This is a genomic window from Hydrogenophaga sp. GW823-FHT04C09 (assembly GCF_058796355.1).
This window is the reverse complement of the sequence record NZ_JBXAIO010000003.1, coordinates 631,901-647,576: the sequence shown is the minus strand read 5'-3', so window position 1 is coordinate 647,576 and position 15,676 is coordinate 631,901. Positions and strand designations below refer to the sequence as shown.

Sequence of the window (15,676 nt, the reverse complement as noted above, 5' to 3'; positions counted from 1 at the left end):
ACAGCCTCCCATGTCCGATGCAAGACAGCTCAATGACCGAGGATTTTGGACAGGAAATCGCGGCTGCGTTCGTTCTGCGGGTGGTTGAAGAATTCGGTCGGCGTGTTCTGCTCGACGATCTGGCCCTGGTCCATGAAGATCACGCGGTCGGCCACCGCCTTGGCGAAGCCCATCTCGTGCGTCACGCAGATCATGGTGATGCCCTGGTTGGCCAGCTCGATCATCACGTCGAGCACTTCCTTGATCATCTCCGGGTCGAGCGCCGAGGTGGGCTCGTCGAACAGCATGATCTTGGGCGTGAGGCACAGCGCGCGCGCGATGGCCACGCGCTGCTGCTGGCCACCCGAGAGCTGCAGCGGGAACTTGCGGGCCTGCTCGGCGATGCGCACGCGCTGCAGCTGCTGCATCGCCTTTTCTTCCGCCTCCTTTTTCGGCAGCTTGCCGACCCACATGGGCGAGAGCGTGAGGTTCTCCAGCACGCTCAGGTGCGGGAACAGGTTGAACTGCTGGAACACCATGCCCACGTTCTTGCGCACGCGGTCGATCGCCTTGATGTCGTCGGTCAACTCGATGCCGTCCACCGTGAGCTGCCCCTGCTGGTGTTCCTCGAGCCGGTTGATGCAGCGGATCAGCGTGGACTTGCCCGAGCCCGAGGGCCCGCAGATCACGATGCGTTCGCCCCGGGCCACGTCCAGGTCGATGTCGCGCAGCACGTGGAAGTCGTTGCCGTACCACTTGTTGACCTTGTCGAATCGGATGATGGAATCGGACATGTGTGTTTTCTTTCAACGGGCCTTGCTGGCGCTGAGCTGTGTTTCGACCCACAGGCTGTAGCGCGACATCGAGAAACAGAACGTGAAATACACCAGGGTGATGAACAGGTAGGCCTCGATCTTGAAGGGCCGCCAGTTCACGTCGGAGTTCAGCGCGAGCGCCAGCGCGCCGGTGAGCTCGTAGAGCGAGACGATGGTGACCAGCGAGGTGTCCTTGAACACCGAGATGAAGTTGTTCATCATGCTCGGCACCACCATGGCCAGGGCCTGCGGCAGCACGATCTTGCGCTGCGTCTGCCAGTACGACAGGCCCAGCGTGTCGGCCGCTTCCAGCTGGCCCTTGGGGATGGCCTGCAGGCCGCCGCGGATGATCTCGGCCATGTAGGCCGCCGCGAACAGGGTGATGCCCACGATCACGCGCACCAGCACGTCCAGCGTCACGCCCTGCGGCATGAACAGCGGGAACATGAACGAGGCCATGAACAGCACCGAGATCAGCGGCACGCCGCGGATGAGCTCGATGTAGACGATGCAGGCCGAGCGGATCGCCGGCAGCTGGCTGCGCCGGCCCAGGGCCACCACGATGGAGAGCGGGAAGGCCATGAAGAGCGAGAGCGTGGCCAGCATCACCGTGAGCGGCAGGCCGCCCCAGAGGTCGGTGCGCACCGGGCTCAGGCCCAGCACGCCGCCGCGCATGAGCGTGAAGAACACCACCAGCACGCCGAGCCAGAGCAGCGGCAGCCAGGGCTTCCAGAAGGCGCGCATGCAGCTGAGCACCAGGCCGCCGAGCATGACGGCGGTGGCGATCAGCGGTCGCCATTGCTCGTCGTAGGGGTAGCGGCCGAACAGGATGATGCGGTACTTCTCGGTCACCACGCCCCAGCACGCGCCGATGCCGCGCGCGGCCTGGCAGGCGTCCGCGTCGTTGACGTAGACGGCGCGCAGGAACGCCCAGTGGATCAGCCCGGGCAGCAGGTAGACGATGAGCGCGCCGACGAACAGTGTGGTGAGGGTGCTGCGCCAGTCGGCGAACAGGTTGCGCCGCGCCCAGGGCACGAAGCCGGTGGTCCTGACCGGCGAGGGGCGGGGCGCGATGGGCACATAGGTGTCGGCCATGCTCAGCGCTCCTGGATGGCCACGCGCTGGTTGTACCAGTTCATGAAGGCCGAGGTGGACAGCGAGGTGGTGAGGTAGACCAGCATGATGATGGCGATGCACTCCACCGCGCGCCCGCTCTGGTTGATGGTGGTGTTCGCGATCGAGACCACGTCCGGGTAGCCCACCGCCACCGCGAGCGAGGAGTTCTTGGTGAGGTTGAGGTACTGGTTGGTCAGCGGCGGGATGATCACGCGCATGGCCTGCGGCAGGATCACCAGGTTCATCTTCTGCTTGGGGTTCAGCCCGAGCGCGGCCGCCGCCTCGTCCTGCCCGCGGCTGACCGACTGGATGCCGCCGCGCACCACCTCCGCCACGAAGGCCGAGGTGTAGATCACCAGGCCGATCAGGATGGCCATGAACTCGGGCGTGGCGCTCACGCCGCCATCGACCATGAAGGCCAGCTGCTCGGGGATGTTCCATTCGCGCGGCATGCCGGCCACCAGCCAACCCACCAGCGCGAAGACCGCGATGAGCGCGATCGGCGCCCAAACGCGGTCGGCGTTCTGGCCGGTGCGCTCGAAGCGCTTCTGCACGCCCTGCCGCCACGCCCAGGCCGCCACCAGGCCCAGGCCCACGCCCGCCAGCACCTGGCCCACGCCAGCCGAGGGAAACGGGAACGAGAAACCGCCCTTGCTCAGGTAGAACAGGTGGCCCAGGTTCCAGGCTTCGTTGGAGGGTGGCAGCAGCTCGATGAACACCAGGTACCACATCAGCAGCTGCAGCAGGATGGGCACGTTGCGGAACACCTCCACGTAGCCGTAGCACAGGCCACGCACCAGCGCGTTGCGCGAGAAGCGGCCCACGCCGAGCAGCACGCCCAGCAGCGTGGTGAGCACGATGCCGATGACGGCGACCTTGAGCGTGTTGAGCACGCCCACCCCGATTGCCTTGCCGTAGCTCTCGCTCGGGCTGTAGGGAATCAGCGTCTCGCCGATGTCGAAACCGGCGGCGGCGCCCAGGAAGTCAAAGCCGCTCTGGATGCCGCGAACGCGCATGTTTTCCTGCGTGTTGTGCGCAAGAAACCACACGCCCGCGGCGATCAGGAGCAGGGCGATGGCCTGGAAGATGAGACCGCGCGTGGCCCGGCTGTTGAGCGACCACGTGCGTTTCTTCGGCGGCGGCGCGGCGCTCAACTCAGCGCACCGGCGGGGCGTACATCAGGCCGCCCTGGGTCCACAGGTTGTTGGTGCCGCGCGGCAGGCCGATGGCCGTCTTGGGGCCGACGTGGCGCTCGAACTGCTCGCCGTAGTTGCCGCCGGCCTTGATGGCGCGCAGCGCCCATTCCTTGTCCAGGCCCAGCAGCTTGCCGGTGTCTTCGGTGCCCGCGCCCACCAGCCGCATGATGTTGGGGTTGGTGCTGCTCTTCATGGAGTCGGCGTTGGCCTGGGTGACGCCGTATTCCTCGGCTTCGATCAGCGCGTAGCCGACCCACTTCACGATGCTGAAGAACTCATCGTCGCCGCGCCGCACGGCCGGGCCCAGCGGTTCCTTAGAAATCAGCTCGGGCAGGATCACGTGCTCGTCGGGCTTGGGCGTTTCCTTGGCGCGGATCGAGGCCAGGCCCGAGGCGTCGGTGGTGTAGGCCTGGCAGCGGCCGGCCACGTAGGCGGCGGTGGCGGCCTCGACCTTCTCGAACACCACGGGCTTGAGCGCGAGGTTGTTGGCGCGCGAGAAGTCGGTCAGGTTCAGCTCGGTGGTGGTGCCGGACTGCACGCACACCGTGGCGCCCTTGAGTGCCTTGGCGCTCTTCACGTTGAGCTTCTTGGGCACCATGAAGGCCTGGCCGTCGTAGAAGTTCACGCCGGTGAAGGTCAGGCCCAGCGAGGCGTCGCGCGTCAGCGTCCAGGTGGTGTTGCGCGCCAGCATGTCGACCTCGCCCGACTGCAGGGCGGTGAAGCGCTGCTGCGCGTTCAGCGGCACGTAGCGCACCTTGTCGGCGTTGGAGAGGATGGCGGCGGCCACGGCGCGGCACACGTCCACGTCCATGCCGCTCCACTTGCCCTGGCTGTCGGCGGCCGAGAAGCCCGCCAGACCGGTGTTCACCCCGCAGATCAGCTCGCCGCGTTTCTTGACCGCGTCGAGGTCCTTGCCGGCGTGGGCCGGCAGGCCGATCAGGGTGGCGGCTGTGCCCAGGCCCAGGGCCGCCAGTTTCAGGGAATGCTGTTTCATCGGGGTCTCTCCAGTGGTAAGTGAAAGGGCAATGGCCGTCCCGCGAAACGCACCTGTTGGGTGCATGTTGCGGTGGCCACCGAAATGTAGACCCGCCTTTTTGGGGTAGGGATCGGGGTTTACGTGGGCGGATCATGCAAATTGCACATGAGGGCATCACGCTGCAGATTCCGTGCCATCGCGGTCTCTCGCGCGACAAACGCGGGTTTCGGCGGGCGAAGGCGCCCCGTATGCTTGTCCCACAACACCCGTCACGGAGACATGTGGTGAGCAGCACCACTCCACCGTCATGACGGGCAGACTACCTGCTGCGTCGGCACACACGCTTCCGGATCCAGTGGTGGTGGAGGCGGTGGTGGCGGGCAAAGCCGCCTCCTTTCCTCATACTCCGCTCGTTCCTCCAGATAGCGCTCATAGCGACGAAACTCTTCTGTCGCATGGGCGCGCTGGGCTGCCAGCCACGATTCATAGGCCTCCTGGTTCTGCAGCACGCCAGGTTTGATCGTGTAGGACTCATTCCACACGCGCTCACCCTGCATGCCCGTGAACCCGCGCAGGATGGCTCCCGACATGAAGCCGACCGATGCATCAGTTGCGCTGACGCCCACCACCCCCAGACGCAGGCCCAGATAAGTCATCGTATTCAAACGCACGACCGTGCCCTTCGGGGCGTCTTTGTACGCAGCCAGTTCCTCAGGCAACGCCGGACCATACGACCTATATCCGAGAGGCACTCTCTCGAAGACACATTCAAAAGTCGGCTGAGCGCTCGCCCATCCTTCCACGTGCTGTTCGCCCCACAAACACTGTCGAGAGCCACCCATGCCCTTCCCTTGGAAGAGCTTTCGGCTCCACCCACTCTTTGACTCTTCGGGTGGCGCGAGCGACCAATATCCACCACCTGCGCTGACGAACACCGTCGCAGCACTGCTTTGATCAACGACTTTCTCCAATACATGCGACGCATCGTCTGGCGTCCGCACCACCACAGGCGCCGAGCCACCCGTCCACGGACGGGCCACGAAATCCGGAAACGGCGGCATGGGTTGGCGCGGCGGCGACTCCAACCCCCGCAGTGCGGCCAACACATGTTCGCGAATGCGGCCAGCCGTGGGCACCGCGGGATTGAGGTAAATCTCAAGCAGCCCATGCCCGATCAGATCGCGCAGGCCATTGAGGCCTGCGGGTCGACTGAAATACGGAGGAATGTCCGTGGTGTTGGGAACCACGGCGCCCACGGTCCTCAAGCCATTGATGACCAAGTCCTTGTCGGCCAGCGTGTGTGGGCCGGACAACATCGGCGATGCTGGCGCTACATGCACCACCCTGACCGACTTCGCATCGGTCCTGCTGAGGGCATGCGCATAGGCCATGTTGACAAACAGATTGCCTTGCGAGTGCGCGAAGAAGAGCATCTTCTTCTCAAGGCGCGCCCAATGATCGATCTGTGCCCGGTGGCGACCGGCCACTTCGGCCATGTTCGGGTTCCCGAGGTTGGCGGTCAGCTCGGTCATCAGTGCCGCCCGAGACAGATCAAACAAGGAATCCAGAAAACCGACCAGACTGGGGATGGCCGACGTGATCGCTCGCCACCAAGCCCCCTCACCGCGCGTGGCAGAGAAGAACAGTTCGAAGCGGCCGGCCAGCAGGCCCCCATGTTCGTGAAGACGCTGGTCGAATGTCTCCACGAAATCGGCGAAGCCTTGGGTGTCGTTGTAGAACAGGTCGTACGTGATAGGTTCGCCGTTGGGGGTGGTAGATCCATAGAGAACAGAAATATGTTGACGCACCGCACGTTGCGCATCGCCTTCTTGCGTCTGAACTCCGTTGAAAAACCCGAACACCACTCCATTGCGCTCACATTGTTCTTGACCAAATGCATTCGACGCAGATATGACGCTGAGCACTAGTACCCATCGTCGCCACCACCCCAGAAGAGATCGGTCAGTCACAGCTATCCACCTTCGGCATCGAGGAAACAGAACCACTGCGAGCTGCGTTGTATGCGAGGAAGGCTTGGAGCCGCTCCTTGGTGTTGGTCGTCATTGCCTTGATTTCTTGAGCCATCTCCCAACTTTGTGTTGAGCCCTCTGGCCCGGAAAAAGCCAGTGATTCACACCCCACGGCCCTCCACGACGCTTGCGACACGCGCTCAAGCGCCACCGCATCGTTCTTGTCCACCAACAGCATTTGCTGTAACGCTCGCGCCGTCTGCATCGCAGCCTTTCTTTGTGCCGGGTCCGTGTACTTGCGATGAATGTGGGTCTCGATGTCATCCCGCACGCCGTTGCCATTCGCGTCCATGCCTTCAACGCTGGGCAGGCGCTCGAGCTTGGGCAATTCGCCGCTCGCTTCCAGTTGCTCGATCACTTGTTGAGGCGTGCGCGCTGCGTCGCCACCCTCCGCACGCTTGTCCCCCCCGCAACCAATTAGTGCGAGCGTCCCAATCAACGCGCTTACCTCTCCGAAGACTTTGCGTATTTCGCGACGCGCATCATTCGCCTGCAGGTATGTCGTTTGTACGCCATTGAAGAAGCCCAAGGTAACGCCGCTCCTGTCGCACGGCTCTTGACTCATGGCGGAATGGTGCATCAACAATCCGCAGATCGTTGCGCGCAATAGGCGGTTGCGAAGCAGCATCTCAATCACAGCCGCGACTTTCATAGGACGAAGTTACGGAGCCACTTACAGCCTTGTTGAACGCAAGGTACGCATTCAGCCTCTCTTTGGTATTGGTGGTGATGGACTCCAACTCGTTGGACATCCGATAGCGGTGCTTCTCGTTGTCGGCTCCTGCAAAGATGTCAAAAGAACAGTCAACCGCTTTGGCTATTGCCTGTGCTGCCGCAGTACTTGCGATGAATGTGGGTCTCGATGTCATCCCGCACACCATTGCCATTCGCGTCCATGCCTTCAACGCTGGGCAGGCGCTCAAGCTTGGGCAGCTCACCACTCGCTTCCAGTTGCTCGATCACTTGTTGGGGTGTGCGCGCTGCGTCGCCACCCTCCGCACGCTTGTCTCCCCCGCAACCAGCCAGCGCGAGCGTCCCAATCAACGCGCTCACCCCCAGCCCTTTGGCCAACTTGCGACCCTGTTTCATTTCAATGCCCTCCTTGAATATTGCAACTGCTGAGTGGTCGACACATGCCGCGTTCGACTCCAGTCAAAGTAAATGTAGTCCAATAGAACTACACATACTCCAGGGAGCATTGCTGCAGCTGCGTGCCCTGTTGGATGCATGAAAGACATGAACTTGGATCGTAGGGGTCGTCATTGCCCTGATTTCTTGAGCCATCTCCCAACTTTGTTTTGAGCTGCCATCGCGGTCTCTCGCGCGACAAACGCGGGTTTCGGCGGGCGGAGGCGCCCCGTATGCTTGTCCCACAACACCCATAACGGAGACATGTGATGAGCAGCACCACCGAAGGCGGGCGCGCCGCGTCCACGCCCGATCCGCACGCGCACCACCGCTTCTGGCCCACGCGCCTGCCGCACCGCATCACCACGCCCGCCACCTCGCTCTGGTGCAACCTGGACGTGAGCGCGCAGCGTTACCCGGACAAGCCCGCGCTGGTGTTCTTCGATCACGTGCTCAGCTACCGCGAGCTGCGCGCGCAGGTGGAGCGCCTGGCGGCGCACCTGCGGCAGCAGGGTGTGCAGGACGGCGACCGCGTGATCCTGTTCATGCAGAACTGCCCGCAGTGGGTGGTGGCGCACTTCGCCATCCTGCGCGCCAACGCGGTGGTGGTGCCGGTCAACCCCATGAATCGGGCCGAGGAGCTCAAGCACTACCTGATCGATCCCGACGCGCGCGTGGCCATCGCCGCGGCCGACCTGGCCGGTGAACTGCTCAAGGCCAACAGCGAGGTGCGCGAGGGCGACCGCCTGCGCCACCTCGTGGTCTCGCACTACAGCGACGCCATCGGCCCGGCCGCCGAGATCCCACCGGCCTGGGCCGACTGGCTGGGCACGCGCCACCCCACACCCTCGCTGCCCGGCGGCACGGTGAGCGACTGGGCCGAGGCGCTGGCCTGCGGCGGCAGCGCGCCCGCGCACAACCGGGGCCCGGACGACCTCGCCGTGCTGCCCTACACCAGTGGCACCACCGGCCTGCCCAAGGGCTGCATGCACCCGCACCGCACCCTCATGCACAACGCGGTGGGCGTGGGCCTGTGGACCAACAGCACGTCGGAGAACGTGGGCCTGCTGGTGGTGCCCATGTTCCACATCACCGGCATGGTGGCCGGCATGCACGCGGGCGTGTACAACGGCGCGACCATGGTGGTGATGCCGCGCTGGGACCGCGAGCTCGCCGGCCGGCTCATCTCGCGCTGGCGCTGCACCCACTGGACCAACATCCCCACCATGGTGATCGACCTGCTGGCCAGCCCGAACTTCGACCAGTACGACCTCTCCAGCCTGGTGCTGGTGGGCGGCGGCGGCGCGGCCATGCCGCAGGCCGTGGCGCAGCGCCTGCTCGACCAGTTCGGCCTGCGCTACTCGGAAGGTTATGGCCTGACCGAGACCGCCGCGCCCTCGCACAACAACCCGCCCGACCACCCCAAGCAGCAATGCCTGGGCATTCCTTTCCTGGGCACCGACGCGCGCGTGGTCGACCCGATCACGCTGCAGGAAATGCCGCAGGGCGAAGCGGGCGAGATCATCATCCACGGCCCCGAGGTGTTCGACGGTTACTGGAAACGCCCCGAGGCCACCGAGGCCGCCTTCATCACCTTCGAAGGCAAGCGCTTCTTCCGCTCGGGCGACCTCGGCCGGGTGGACGAGGACGGTTACTACTTCATCACCGACCGGCTCAAACGCATGATCAACGCCAGCGGCTTCAAGGTCTGGCCGGCCGAGGTCGAGGCGCTGATGTTCCGGCACCCGGCGATCGCCGAGGCCTGCGTGATCGCGACCCAGGACGCCTACCGGGGCGAGAGCGTCAAGGCGGTGGTGGTGCTGCGCGAAGCCGCGCGCGGACAGACCAGCGAGCAGGCCATCCTGGACTGGTGCCGCGAGAACATGGCGGCCTACAAGTGCCCGCGCACGGTGGAGTTCGTCACCGCGCTGCCCAAGAGCGGCAGCGGCAAGGTGATGTGGCGCCTGCTGCAGGAGCAGGAGGCCGCGAAGGCACCGCCCAGCACCGCCTGAGGTTCAGCCCGACAGCTCCGGGTGTTTCGAGAACAGCTCGGCGACCCATTCCACGAAGGCCCGCACCTTGGCGCTGAGGTGGCGGTTCGGCGGGTACACCACGTAGAGCGGAATGGTGTGGGTCGACCAGTCGGCGAGCACCCGCACCAGCTCGCCGCGCTCGATCAGCGGCACGGCGGTGAAGGCCCCCATCTGCGCCACGCCCAGGCCCGCGAGCACCGCCGCGGTCATGGCGTTGCTCTCGTTGACGGACAGCCGGGTCGGGCCCGTGATCTCCACCGTCTGGCCGTCCTTCTCGAACTCGTTGATGAAGGGGCGGCCGTTGCGCGGGGAGAAGTAGTTCAGCATCGTGTGCTCGCTGCCCAGCTGGTCCGGGTGCGTGGGCGTGCCGTGCGCCTGGAGGTAAGCCGGCGAGGCCACGGTCATCAGCGCCATGTTGGCCACGCGCCGGGCCACGAGCGACTGGTCCAGCAGTTCGCCGCCGCGGATCACGCAGTCCACGTTGTCGGCGATGAGGTCCACCGCGCGGTCGGAGACACCCAGGTCGAGCTGGATGTCGGGGTAGCGGCGGTAGAAGTCGGCGAGCGCGGGAATGATGATGTGCTGCGCCACCGAGGTCCCCACGTCCACGCGCAGGCGCCCGCTGGGGCTGGCCTGGGCGTTGGTCATGCTGGCCTCGATGTCGTCGAGGTCGTTGAGCACGCGGGCCGTGCGCTCGTAGTACGCCGCGCCATCGGGCGTGACGGTCACGCGCCGGGTGGTGCGGTTGAGCAGCTTGACCTTCAGCCGCGACTCCAGGTGCTGCACCATCTTCGTCACCGTGCCCTTGGGCAGGTCCAGCGACTCGGCCGCCTTGGTGAAGGTGCCGGCCTCCACCACCCGCGCAAATACCCTGATCGATTGGATCTGATCCATGCCCTCTGTCCTTGATGTGCTTTGTGGCGGGATTGTTCATGCAATGGAAACAGACAACTGGCGGCAGGTGGCTTTATCCGCAGAAAGGGTGTGTCTATAGTTCAGGTCATGGTTTCAACTGCCTCATCCTCTGCCGCCGTGCCGCCCGCACGCACCTTGTCGGTGCCTGGCAAGCCCCCGCTGGCGCTGCGCGTCTGGGGCGCGAAGCCGCGCGGCGGCGTGGTGCCGCTGGTGCTGCACTTCCATGGTGGCGCCTTCATCTCGGGCGATCTGGACAGCGGCGCCTGCCTGGCCGAGCTGCTGGCGAGCTCGGGCGCGGTGGTGGCGTCATTGGCCTATCCGCTGGCGCCGGCGCACCGGTTTCCCGATGCGGTGGAGGCCGGCTACACCACGCTGGAATGGCTGTTCAAGCAGCGCACGCGCCTGGCGGGCACGGGCGCGCCGCTGTTCGTCGCGGGTGAGGAGGCCGGCGGCAACATCGCGGCGGCCGTGGCCATGATGGTGCGCGACCGCGCGCACCCGCCGCTGGCCGGCCAGATCCTCGTCGCGCCCATGCTGGACCCGTGCGGTGCCACGCCCTCGCTGCGCCAGACCATGGGCGAATCCACCGGCTGCAAGTGGATGGATGGCTGGCAGCAGTACCTGCGCGGCCCGATGGACGCGGAACACCCCTATGCCGTGCCCTGCCGCGCGCAACGGCTGGCCGGCCTGCCGCCCGCGCTGATCCTCACCGGTGGCGACGACCCGATGCGCGACGAGGCCCTGGCCTACGCCGATCGCCTGCGCGAGGCGGGCATCGCGGTGCACAGCGGCCTGCTGCCCCCCACCACCGGCTGGCCCGAGTCGCTGAGCGAACAGCCCGCCGGGGAATGTCCGTGCGCCATCGAGGTGCGTGGTCACGTCCGGGCCTTCTTCCAGGCCGCGACGCCCCCGCCGTCCTGACGGACCCGCACCCCCCTTTCCCATCCACCTGAAATGCCCACCCCGGTGATCCACCGGGGGCGGCCCCGTTCGCCCTCAAAAAGGAAAAAACATGTCCGACCTGTCCCAATTCAAGCGCCGCGTCTGGTGGCCCACCGCCGCCGCCCTGGCCGTCCTCATCGTCGCGGGCGTCGTGCTCGTCCAGGAAGCGAGCCCGGCCCGGGCCAGCGCACCGGTGGGCGCACCCCCGCCCATGCCGGTCTCCGTGGCCACCGTGGCCGAGAGCGACGTGGCCGCCTGGCAGGAGTTCTCCGGCCGCCTCGAGGCGGTCGAGCGGGTGGACATCCGCTCCCGTGTGGTCGGTGTGGTGCAGGCCACGCATTTCCGCGAAGGCGCGCTGGTGGCCAAGGGCGACCTGCTGGTGTCCATCGACCCCGCGCCCTACGAAGCCGAGTTCGCGCGCGCCGAGGCCCAGGTCATCGCCGCGCAGGCCCGCGTGACCCACGCCAGCAACGAACACGCCCGCTCGCGCCGCCTGTGGGACGACAAGGCGATCGCCCAGCGCGAGCTGGACGATCGCGAGAACGTGCTGCGCGAAGCCGAGGCCAACCTCAAGGCCGCGCAGGCGCAGCTGCAGGCCGCGCGCCTGAGCCTGGGCTACACCCAGGTGCGCGCGCCGGTGGCCGGGCGCATCGGCAAGCTGGAGGTGACCGTGGGCAACCTGGTCGCCGCCGGCCCCGGCGCGCCGGTGCTCACCACCCTGGTCTCGGTCAGCCCGATCTACGCCAGCTTCGATGCCGATGAAAGAACCGTCTCCGGCGCGCTGCAGGGCCTGGCCGGCGGCGCGCGCCCGGCGGTCGAGCGCATCCCCGTGCAGATGGGCACCTCGGCCACCAGCGACACGCCTTACGCCGGCCAGCTGCAGCTGATCGACAACCAGGTCGACCCGCGCAGCGGCACGGTGCGCGTGCGCGCCGTGTTCGACAACAAGGACGGCCGCCTGATGCCCGGGCAGTTCGCGCGCATCCGCATGGGCCAACCGCAGACCGCGCGCACCCTGCTGGTGAGCGAGCGCGCCGTCGGCACCGACCAGGACAAGAAATACGTGCTGGTGGTGGGCGAGGGCGACAAGACCGAGTACCGCGAGGTCACGCTGGGCGCGCCGGTCGACGGCCTGCGCACCGTGCTCAGCGGCCTCAAACCCGGTGAGCGCATCGTCGTCAACGGCCTGCAGCGCGTGCGCCCGGGCGACGTGGTGCAGCCGCAAGCCGTGCCCATGAACAACGCCCGCGCCGGCACGCCCGAGCGCGCGGTGGCGGTGGCCAGGTCCTGAGCCCCGCGCGTGAAAAGAACACCATGAACCTCTCGAAATTCTTCATCGATCGGCCGATCTTCGCGGGCGTGCTCTCGCTGCTGATCCTGATCGCCGGCCTGGTCGCGCTGCGCGGCCTGCCGATCTCCGAGTACCCCGAGGTGGCCCCGCCTTCGGTGGTGGTGCGCGCCCAGTACCCGGGCGCCAACCCCAAGGTGATCGCCGAAACCGTGGCCACGCCGCTGGAGGAATCCATCAACGGCGTGGAGGGCATGCTCTACATGGGCAGCCAGGCCACGACCGACGGCGTGATGACGCTGACCGTGACCTTCAAGCTCGGCACCGACCCCGACAAGGCCCAGCAGCTGGTGCAGAACCGCGTGTCTCAGGCCGAGCCGCGCCTGCCCGAGGAAGTGCGCCGACTGGGCGTGACCACGGTCAAGAGCTCGCCCGACATCACGATGGTGGTGCACCTGGTCTCGCCCAACGACCGCTACGACATCAACTACCTGCGCAACTACGCGGTGCTCAACGTGAAGGACCGGCTCGCGCGCATCCAGGGCGTGGGCCAGGTGCAGATCTTCGGCGGTGGCGACTACTCCATGCGCGTCTGGCTGGACCCGCAGAAGGTCGCGCAGCGCGGCCTCTCGGCCAGCGACGTGGTGAGCGCGATCCGTGGCCAGAACGTGCAGGCCGCCGCCGGCGTGGTCGGCGCCTCGCCGGGCCTGCCCGGTGTGGACATGCAGCTCTCCATCAACGCGCAGGGCCGCCTGCAGACCGAAGAGGAGTTCGGCGACATCATCGTCAAGACCGGTGGCGACGGCGCCGTGACCCGGCTGCGCGACATCGCGCGGCTGGAGATGGGCGCGGCCGACTACTCGCTGCGCTCGCTGCTCAACAACCAGCCCGCCGTCGGCATGGGCGTGTTCCAGGCGCCGGGTTCCAACGCGCTGGACATCTCGGCCGAGGTGCGCGCCACCATGGCCGAGCTGCAGAAGAACATGCCCGAGGGCGTGGAGTTCCGCATCGCCTACGACCCCACGCAGTTCGTGCGCGCCTCGATCCAGTCGGTGATCACGACCCTGCTCGAAGCCATCGCGCTGGTGGTGCTGGTGGTGATCCTGTTCCTGCAGACCTGGCGCGCCTCCATCATCCCGCTGCTGGCGGTGCCGGTGTCGGTGGTGGGCACCTTCGCGGTGCTGCACCTGCTCGGCTTCTCGATCAACGCGCTCTCGCTGTTCGGGCTGGTGCTGGCGATCGGCATCGTGGTCGACGACGCGATCGTGGTGGTGGAGAACGTGGAGCGCAACATCGAGGCCGGCCTGTCGCCGCGCGACGCGACCTACCGCGCGATGAAGGAGGTCTCCGGACCCATCATCGCGATCGCGCTGGTGCTGGTGGCGGTGTTCGTGCCGCTGGCCTTCATCAGCGGCCTCACCGGCCAGTTCTACAAGCAGTTCGCGGTGACCATCGCGATCTCCACCGTGATCTCGGCCATCAACTCGCTCACGCTCTCGCCCGCGCTCGCGGCCCTGCTGCTGCGCGGCCACGACGCGCCGAAGGACGCGCTCACGCGCGGCATGGACCGGATCTTCGGCGGCCTGTTCCGTGGCTTCAACCGCTTCTTCCACCGCGGCGCCGAGGCCTACAGCGGCGGCGTGCGGCGCGTGATCTCGCGCAAGGCGCTGATGATGGTGATCTACCTCGCGCTCGTGGGCGTGACCTTCGGCCTGTTCAAGGCCGTGCCCAGCGGCTTCGTGCCGGCGCAGGACAAGCAGTACCTGATCGGCTTCGCGCAGCTGCCCGACGGCGCCACGCTGGACCGCACGGAAGACGTGATCCACCGCATGGGCGAGATCACCAAGCAGAACCCGAACGTGGAAGACGCGATCGCCTTCCCCGGCCTGTCCATCAACGGCTTCACCAACAGCTCGAACTCCGGCATCGTGTTCGCCACGCTCAAGCCCTTCGCCGAGCGCCGGCGCGCCGACCAGAGCGGCGGCGCCGTCGCGGGCCAGCTCAACCAGGCCTATGGCGAGATCCAGGACGCCTTCATCGTGATGTTCCCGCCGCCCCCGGTGGCGGGCCTGGGCACCACGGGGGGCTTCAAGCTGCAGCTGGAAGACAAGGCCTCGCTCGGCTACGAAGCGATGGACGCGGCGGTGAAGGCTTTCATGGCCAAGGCCTACCAGACGCCCGAACTCGCCGGCATGTTCACGAGCTGGCAGGTCAACGTGCCGCAGCTCTACGCCGACATCGACCGCACCAAGGCGCGCCAGCTCGGCGTGCCGGTGACGGACATCTTCGACACCATGCAGATCTACCTCGGCAGCCTGTACGTGAACGACTTCAACCAGTTCGGCCGCACCTACAGCGTGCGCGCCCAGGCCGACGCGCCCTACCGCGCGCGCGCCGAAGACGTGGGCCTGCTCAAGGTGCGCTCGACCTCGGGCGAGATGGTGCCGCTGTCGGCGCTGATGAAGGTGAACTCCAGCTTCGGCCCCGAGCGCGCCATGCGCTACAACGGCTACCTCTCGGCCGACATCAACGGCGGGCCCGCGCCCGGCTTCTCGTCCGGCCAGGCGCAGGACGCGATCGAGCGCATCGCCGCCGAGACGCTGCCGCAGGGCATCGGCTTCGAGTGGACCGAGCTCACCTACCAGGAGATCCTGGCCGGCAACTCCGCGCTGTGGGTGTTCCCGCTGGCCATCCTGCTGGTGTTCCTGGTGCTCGCCGCGCAGTACGAAAGCCTCACGCTGCCGCTGTCCATCATCCTGATCGTGCCCATGGGCCTGCTCGCGGCCATGACCGGCGTGTGGCTGGACGGCGGCGACAACAACGTGTTCACCCAGATCGGGCTGATCGTGCTGGTGGGGCTGTCGGCGAAGAACGCGATCCTGATCGTGGAATTCGCGCGCGAGCTGGAGTTCGCCGGGCGCTCGCCGGTGCAGGCCGCCATCGAAGCCAGCCGCCTGCGGCTGCGCCCCATCCTCATGACCTCGCTGGCCTTCGTGATGGGTGTGCTGCCGCTCGTGCTCGCCACTGGCGCGGGCGCCGAGATGCGCTCGGCCATGGGCGTGGCCGTGTTCGCCGGGATGATCGGCGTGACCGCCTTCGGCCTGTTCCTCACGCCGGTGTTCTACGTGCTGCTGCGCCGCCTGGCCGGCAACCGCGCGCTCAAGCTGCACGGCACCGTGCCGCACCTGGAGGGTTTCGCCTCCGGCGGTGGCGGCAGCGCCCGCGCCGTGCCCGCCGCTCCCCTGACCCATTGAAGAC

At 66.7% G+C, this 15,676-nt stretch carries 12 protein-coding genes; 4 read left to right on the top strand and 8 right to left on the bottom strand.

The features are described 5' to 3' along the window. Positions 1-29: 29 nt before the first annotated feature. The 7 genes from AC1Q9M_RS12195 to AC1Q9M_RS12165 form a co-directional block, all read right to left on the bottom strand. Complete coding sequence (locus AC1Q9M_RS12195; RefSeq protein WP_444687109.1) at positions 30-773, bottom strand: amino acid ABC transporter ATP-binding protein; 744 nt, start codon at positions 771-773, stop codon at positions 30-32. A gap of 12 nt (positions 774-785) precedes the next feature. Continuing rightward, positions 786-1,889, bottom strand: coding sequence for an amino acid ABC transporter permease (locus AC1Q9M_RS12190; RefSeq protein WP_492433991.1), 1,104 nt, complete (start codon positions 1,887-1,889; stop codon positions 786-788). Between the two features lie 2 nt (positions 1,890-1,891). Next, entirely contained in the window at positions 1,892-3,064 is a 1,173-nt protein-coding gene (locus AC1Q9M_RS12185) for an amino acid ABC transporter permease (RefSeq protein ID WP_492433989.1), read from the bottom strand. A gap of 1 nt (position 3,065) precedes the next feature. Continuing rightward, on the bottom strand, positions 3,066-4,100 hold the full coding sequence (locus AC1Q9M_RS12180; protein ID WP_382321010.1) for an amino acid ABC transporter substrate-binding protein: 1,035 nt from the start codon (positions 4,098-4,100) through the stop codon (positions 3,066-3,068). A gap of 287 nt (positions 4,101-4,387) precedes the next feature. Beyond that, positions 4,388-6,007, bottom strand: a complete 1,620-nt coding sequence (locus tag AC1Q9M_RS12175; RefSeq protein ID WP_382321008.1) for a hypothetical protein — start codon at positions 6,005-6,007, stop codon at positions 4,388-4,390. A gap of 37 nt (positions 6,008-6,044) precedes the next feature. Then, positions 6,045-6,764: a hypothetical protein gene (locus AC1Q9M_RS12170; RefSeq protein ID WP_492433986.1), complete on the bottom strand. Its 720-nt coding sequence runs from the start codon at positions 6,762-6,764 to the stop codon at positions 6,045-6,047. A 152-nt stretch (positions 6,765-6,916) separates the two neighbouring features. Further along, on the bottom strand, positions 6,917-7,201 hold the full coding sequence (locus AC1Q9M_RS12165) for a hypothetical protein (RefSeq protein WP_382321002.1): 285 nt from the start codon (positions 7,199-7,201) through the stop codon (positions 6,917-6,919). Positions 7,202-7,509: 308 nt separating this feature from the next. On the opposite strand from AC1Q9M_RS12165, the gene AC1Q9M_RS12160 reads away from it, so the two are divergent. Further along, complete coding sequence (locus tag AC1Q9M_RS12160) at positions 7,510-9,252, top strand: long-chain fatty acid--CoA ligase (RefSeq protein WP_382328479.1); 1,743 nt, start codon at positions 7,510-7,512, stop codon at positions 9,250-9,252. Positions 9,253-9,255: 3 nt separating this feature from the next. Here AC1Q9M_RS12160 and AC1Q9M_RS12155 read toward each other — a convergent pair whose 3' ends face one another. Continuing rightward, positions 9,256-10,167, bottom strand: a complete 912-nt coding sequence (locus tag AC1Q9M_RS12155; RefSeq protein WP_382156226.1) for a LysR family transcriptional regulator — start codon at positions 10,165-10,167, stop codon at positions 9,256-9,258. A gap of 108 nt (positions 10,168-10,275) precedes the next feature. Here AC1Q9M_RS12155 and AC1Q9M_RS12150 point away from each other — a divergent pair, with 108 nt between their 5' ends. The 3 genes from AC1Q9M_RS12150 to AC1Q9M_RS12140 all read left to right on the top strand — a co-directional run bounded on the left by AC1Q9M_RS12150 (position 10,276) and on the right by AC1Q9M_RS12140 (position 15,672). Continuing rightward, entirely contained in the window at positions 10,276-11,109 is an 834-nt protein-coding gene (locus tag AC1Q9M_RS12150) for an alpha/beta hydrolase (protein ID WP_382321000.1), read from the top strand. A gap of 91 nt (positions 11,110-11,200) precedes the next feature. Continuing rightward, entirely contained in the window at positions 11,201-12,421 is a 1,221-nt protein-coding gene (locus AC1Q9M_RS12145) for an efflux RND transporter periplasmic adaptor subunit (RefSeq protein WP_492433982.1), read from the top strand. Positions 12,422-12,444: 23 nt separating this feature from the next. Next, positions 12,445-15,672: an efflux RND transporter permease subunit gene (locus AC1Q9M_RS12140; RefSeq protein ID WP_444687101.1), complete on the top strand. Its 3,228-nt coding sequence runs from the start codon at positions 12,445-12,447 to the stop codon at positions 15,670-15,672. Positions 15,673-15,676 lie beyond the last annotated feature (4 nt).

Bases quoted from the DNA above. Each gene is read 5' to 3' on its own strand.
- AC1Q9M_RS12195 (WP_444687109.1), bottom strand. From the start codon at position 773: ATGTCCGATTCCATCATCCGATTCGACAAGGTCAACAAGTGGTACGGC.
- AC1Q9M_RS12190 (WP_492433991.1), bottom strand. From the start codon at position 1,889: ATGGCCGACACCTATGTGCCCATCGCGCCCCGCCCCTCGCCGGTCAGG.
- AC1Q9M_RS12180 (WP_382321010.1), bottom strand. From the start codon at position 4,100: ATGAAACAGCATTCCCTGAAACTGGCGGCCCTGGGCCTGGGCACAGCC.
- AC1Q9M_RS12170 (WP_492433986.1), bottom strand. From the start codon at position 6,764: ATGAAAGTCGCGGCTGTGATTGAGATGCTGCTTCGCAACCGCCTATTG.
- AC1Q9M_RS12165 (WP_382321002.1), bottom strand. From the start codon at position 7,201: ATGAAACAGGGTCGCAAGTTGGCCAAAGGGCTGGGGGTGAGCGCGTTG.
- AC1Q9M_RS12160 (WP_382328479.1), top strand. From the start codon at position 7,510: ATGAGCAGCACCACCGAAGGCGGGCGCGCCGCGTCCACGCCCGATCCG.
- AC1Q9M_RS12155 (WP_382156226.1), bottom strand. From the start codon at position 10,167: ATGGATCAGATCCAATCGATCAGGGTATTTGCGCGGGTGGTGGAGGCC.
- AC1Q9M_RS12150 (WP_382321000.1), top strand. From the start codon at position 10,276: ATGGTTTCAACTGCCTCATCCTCTGCCGCCGTGCCGCCCGCACGCACC.
- AC1Q9M_RS12145 (WP_492433982.1), top strand. From the start codon at position 11,201: ATGTCCGACCTGTCCCAATTCAAGCGCCGCGTCTGGTGGCCCACCGCC.
- AC1Q9M_RS12140 (WP_444687101.1), top strand. From the start codon at position 12,445: ATGAACCTCTCGAAATTCTTCATCGATCGGCCGATCTTCGCGGGCGTG.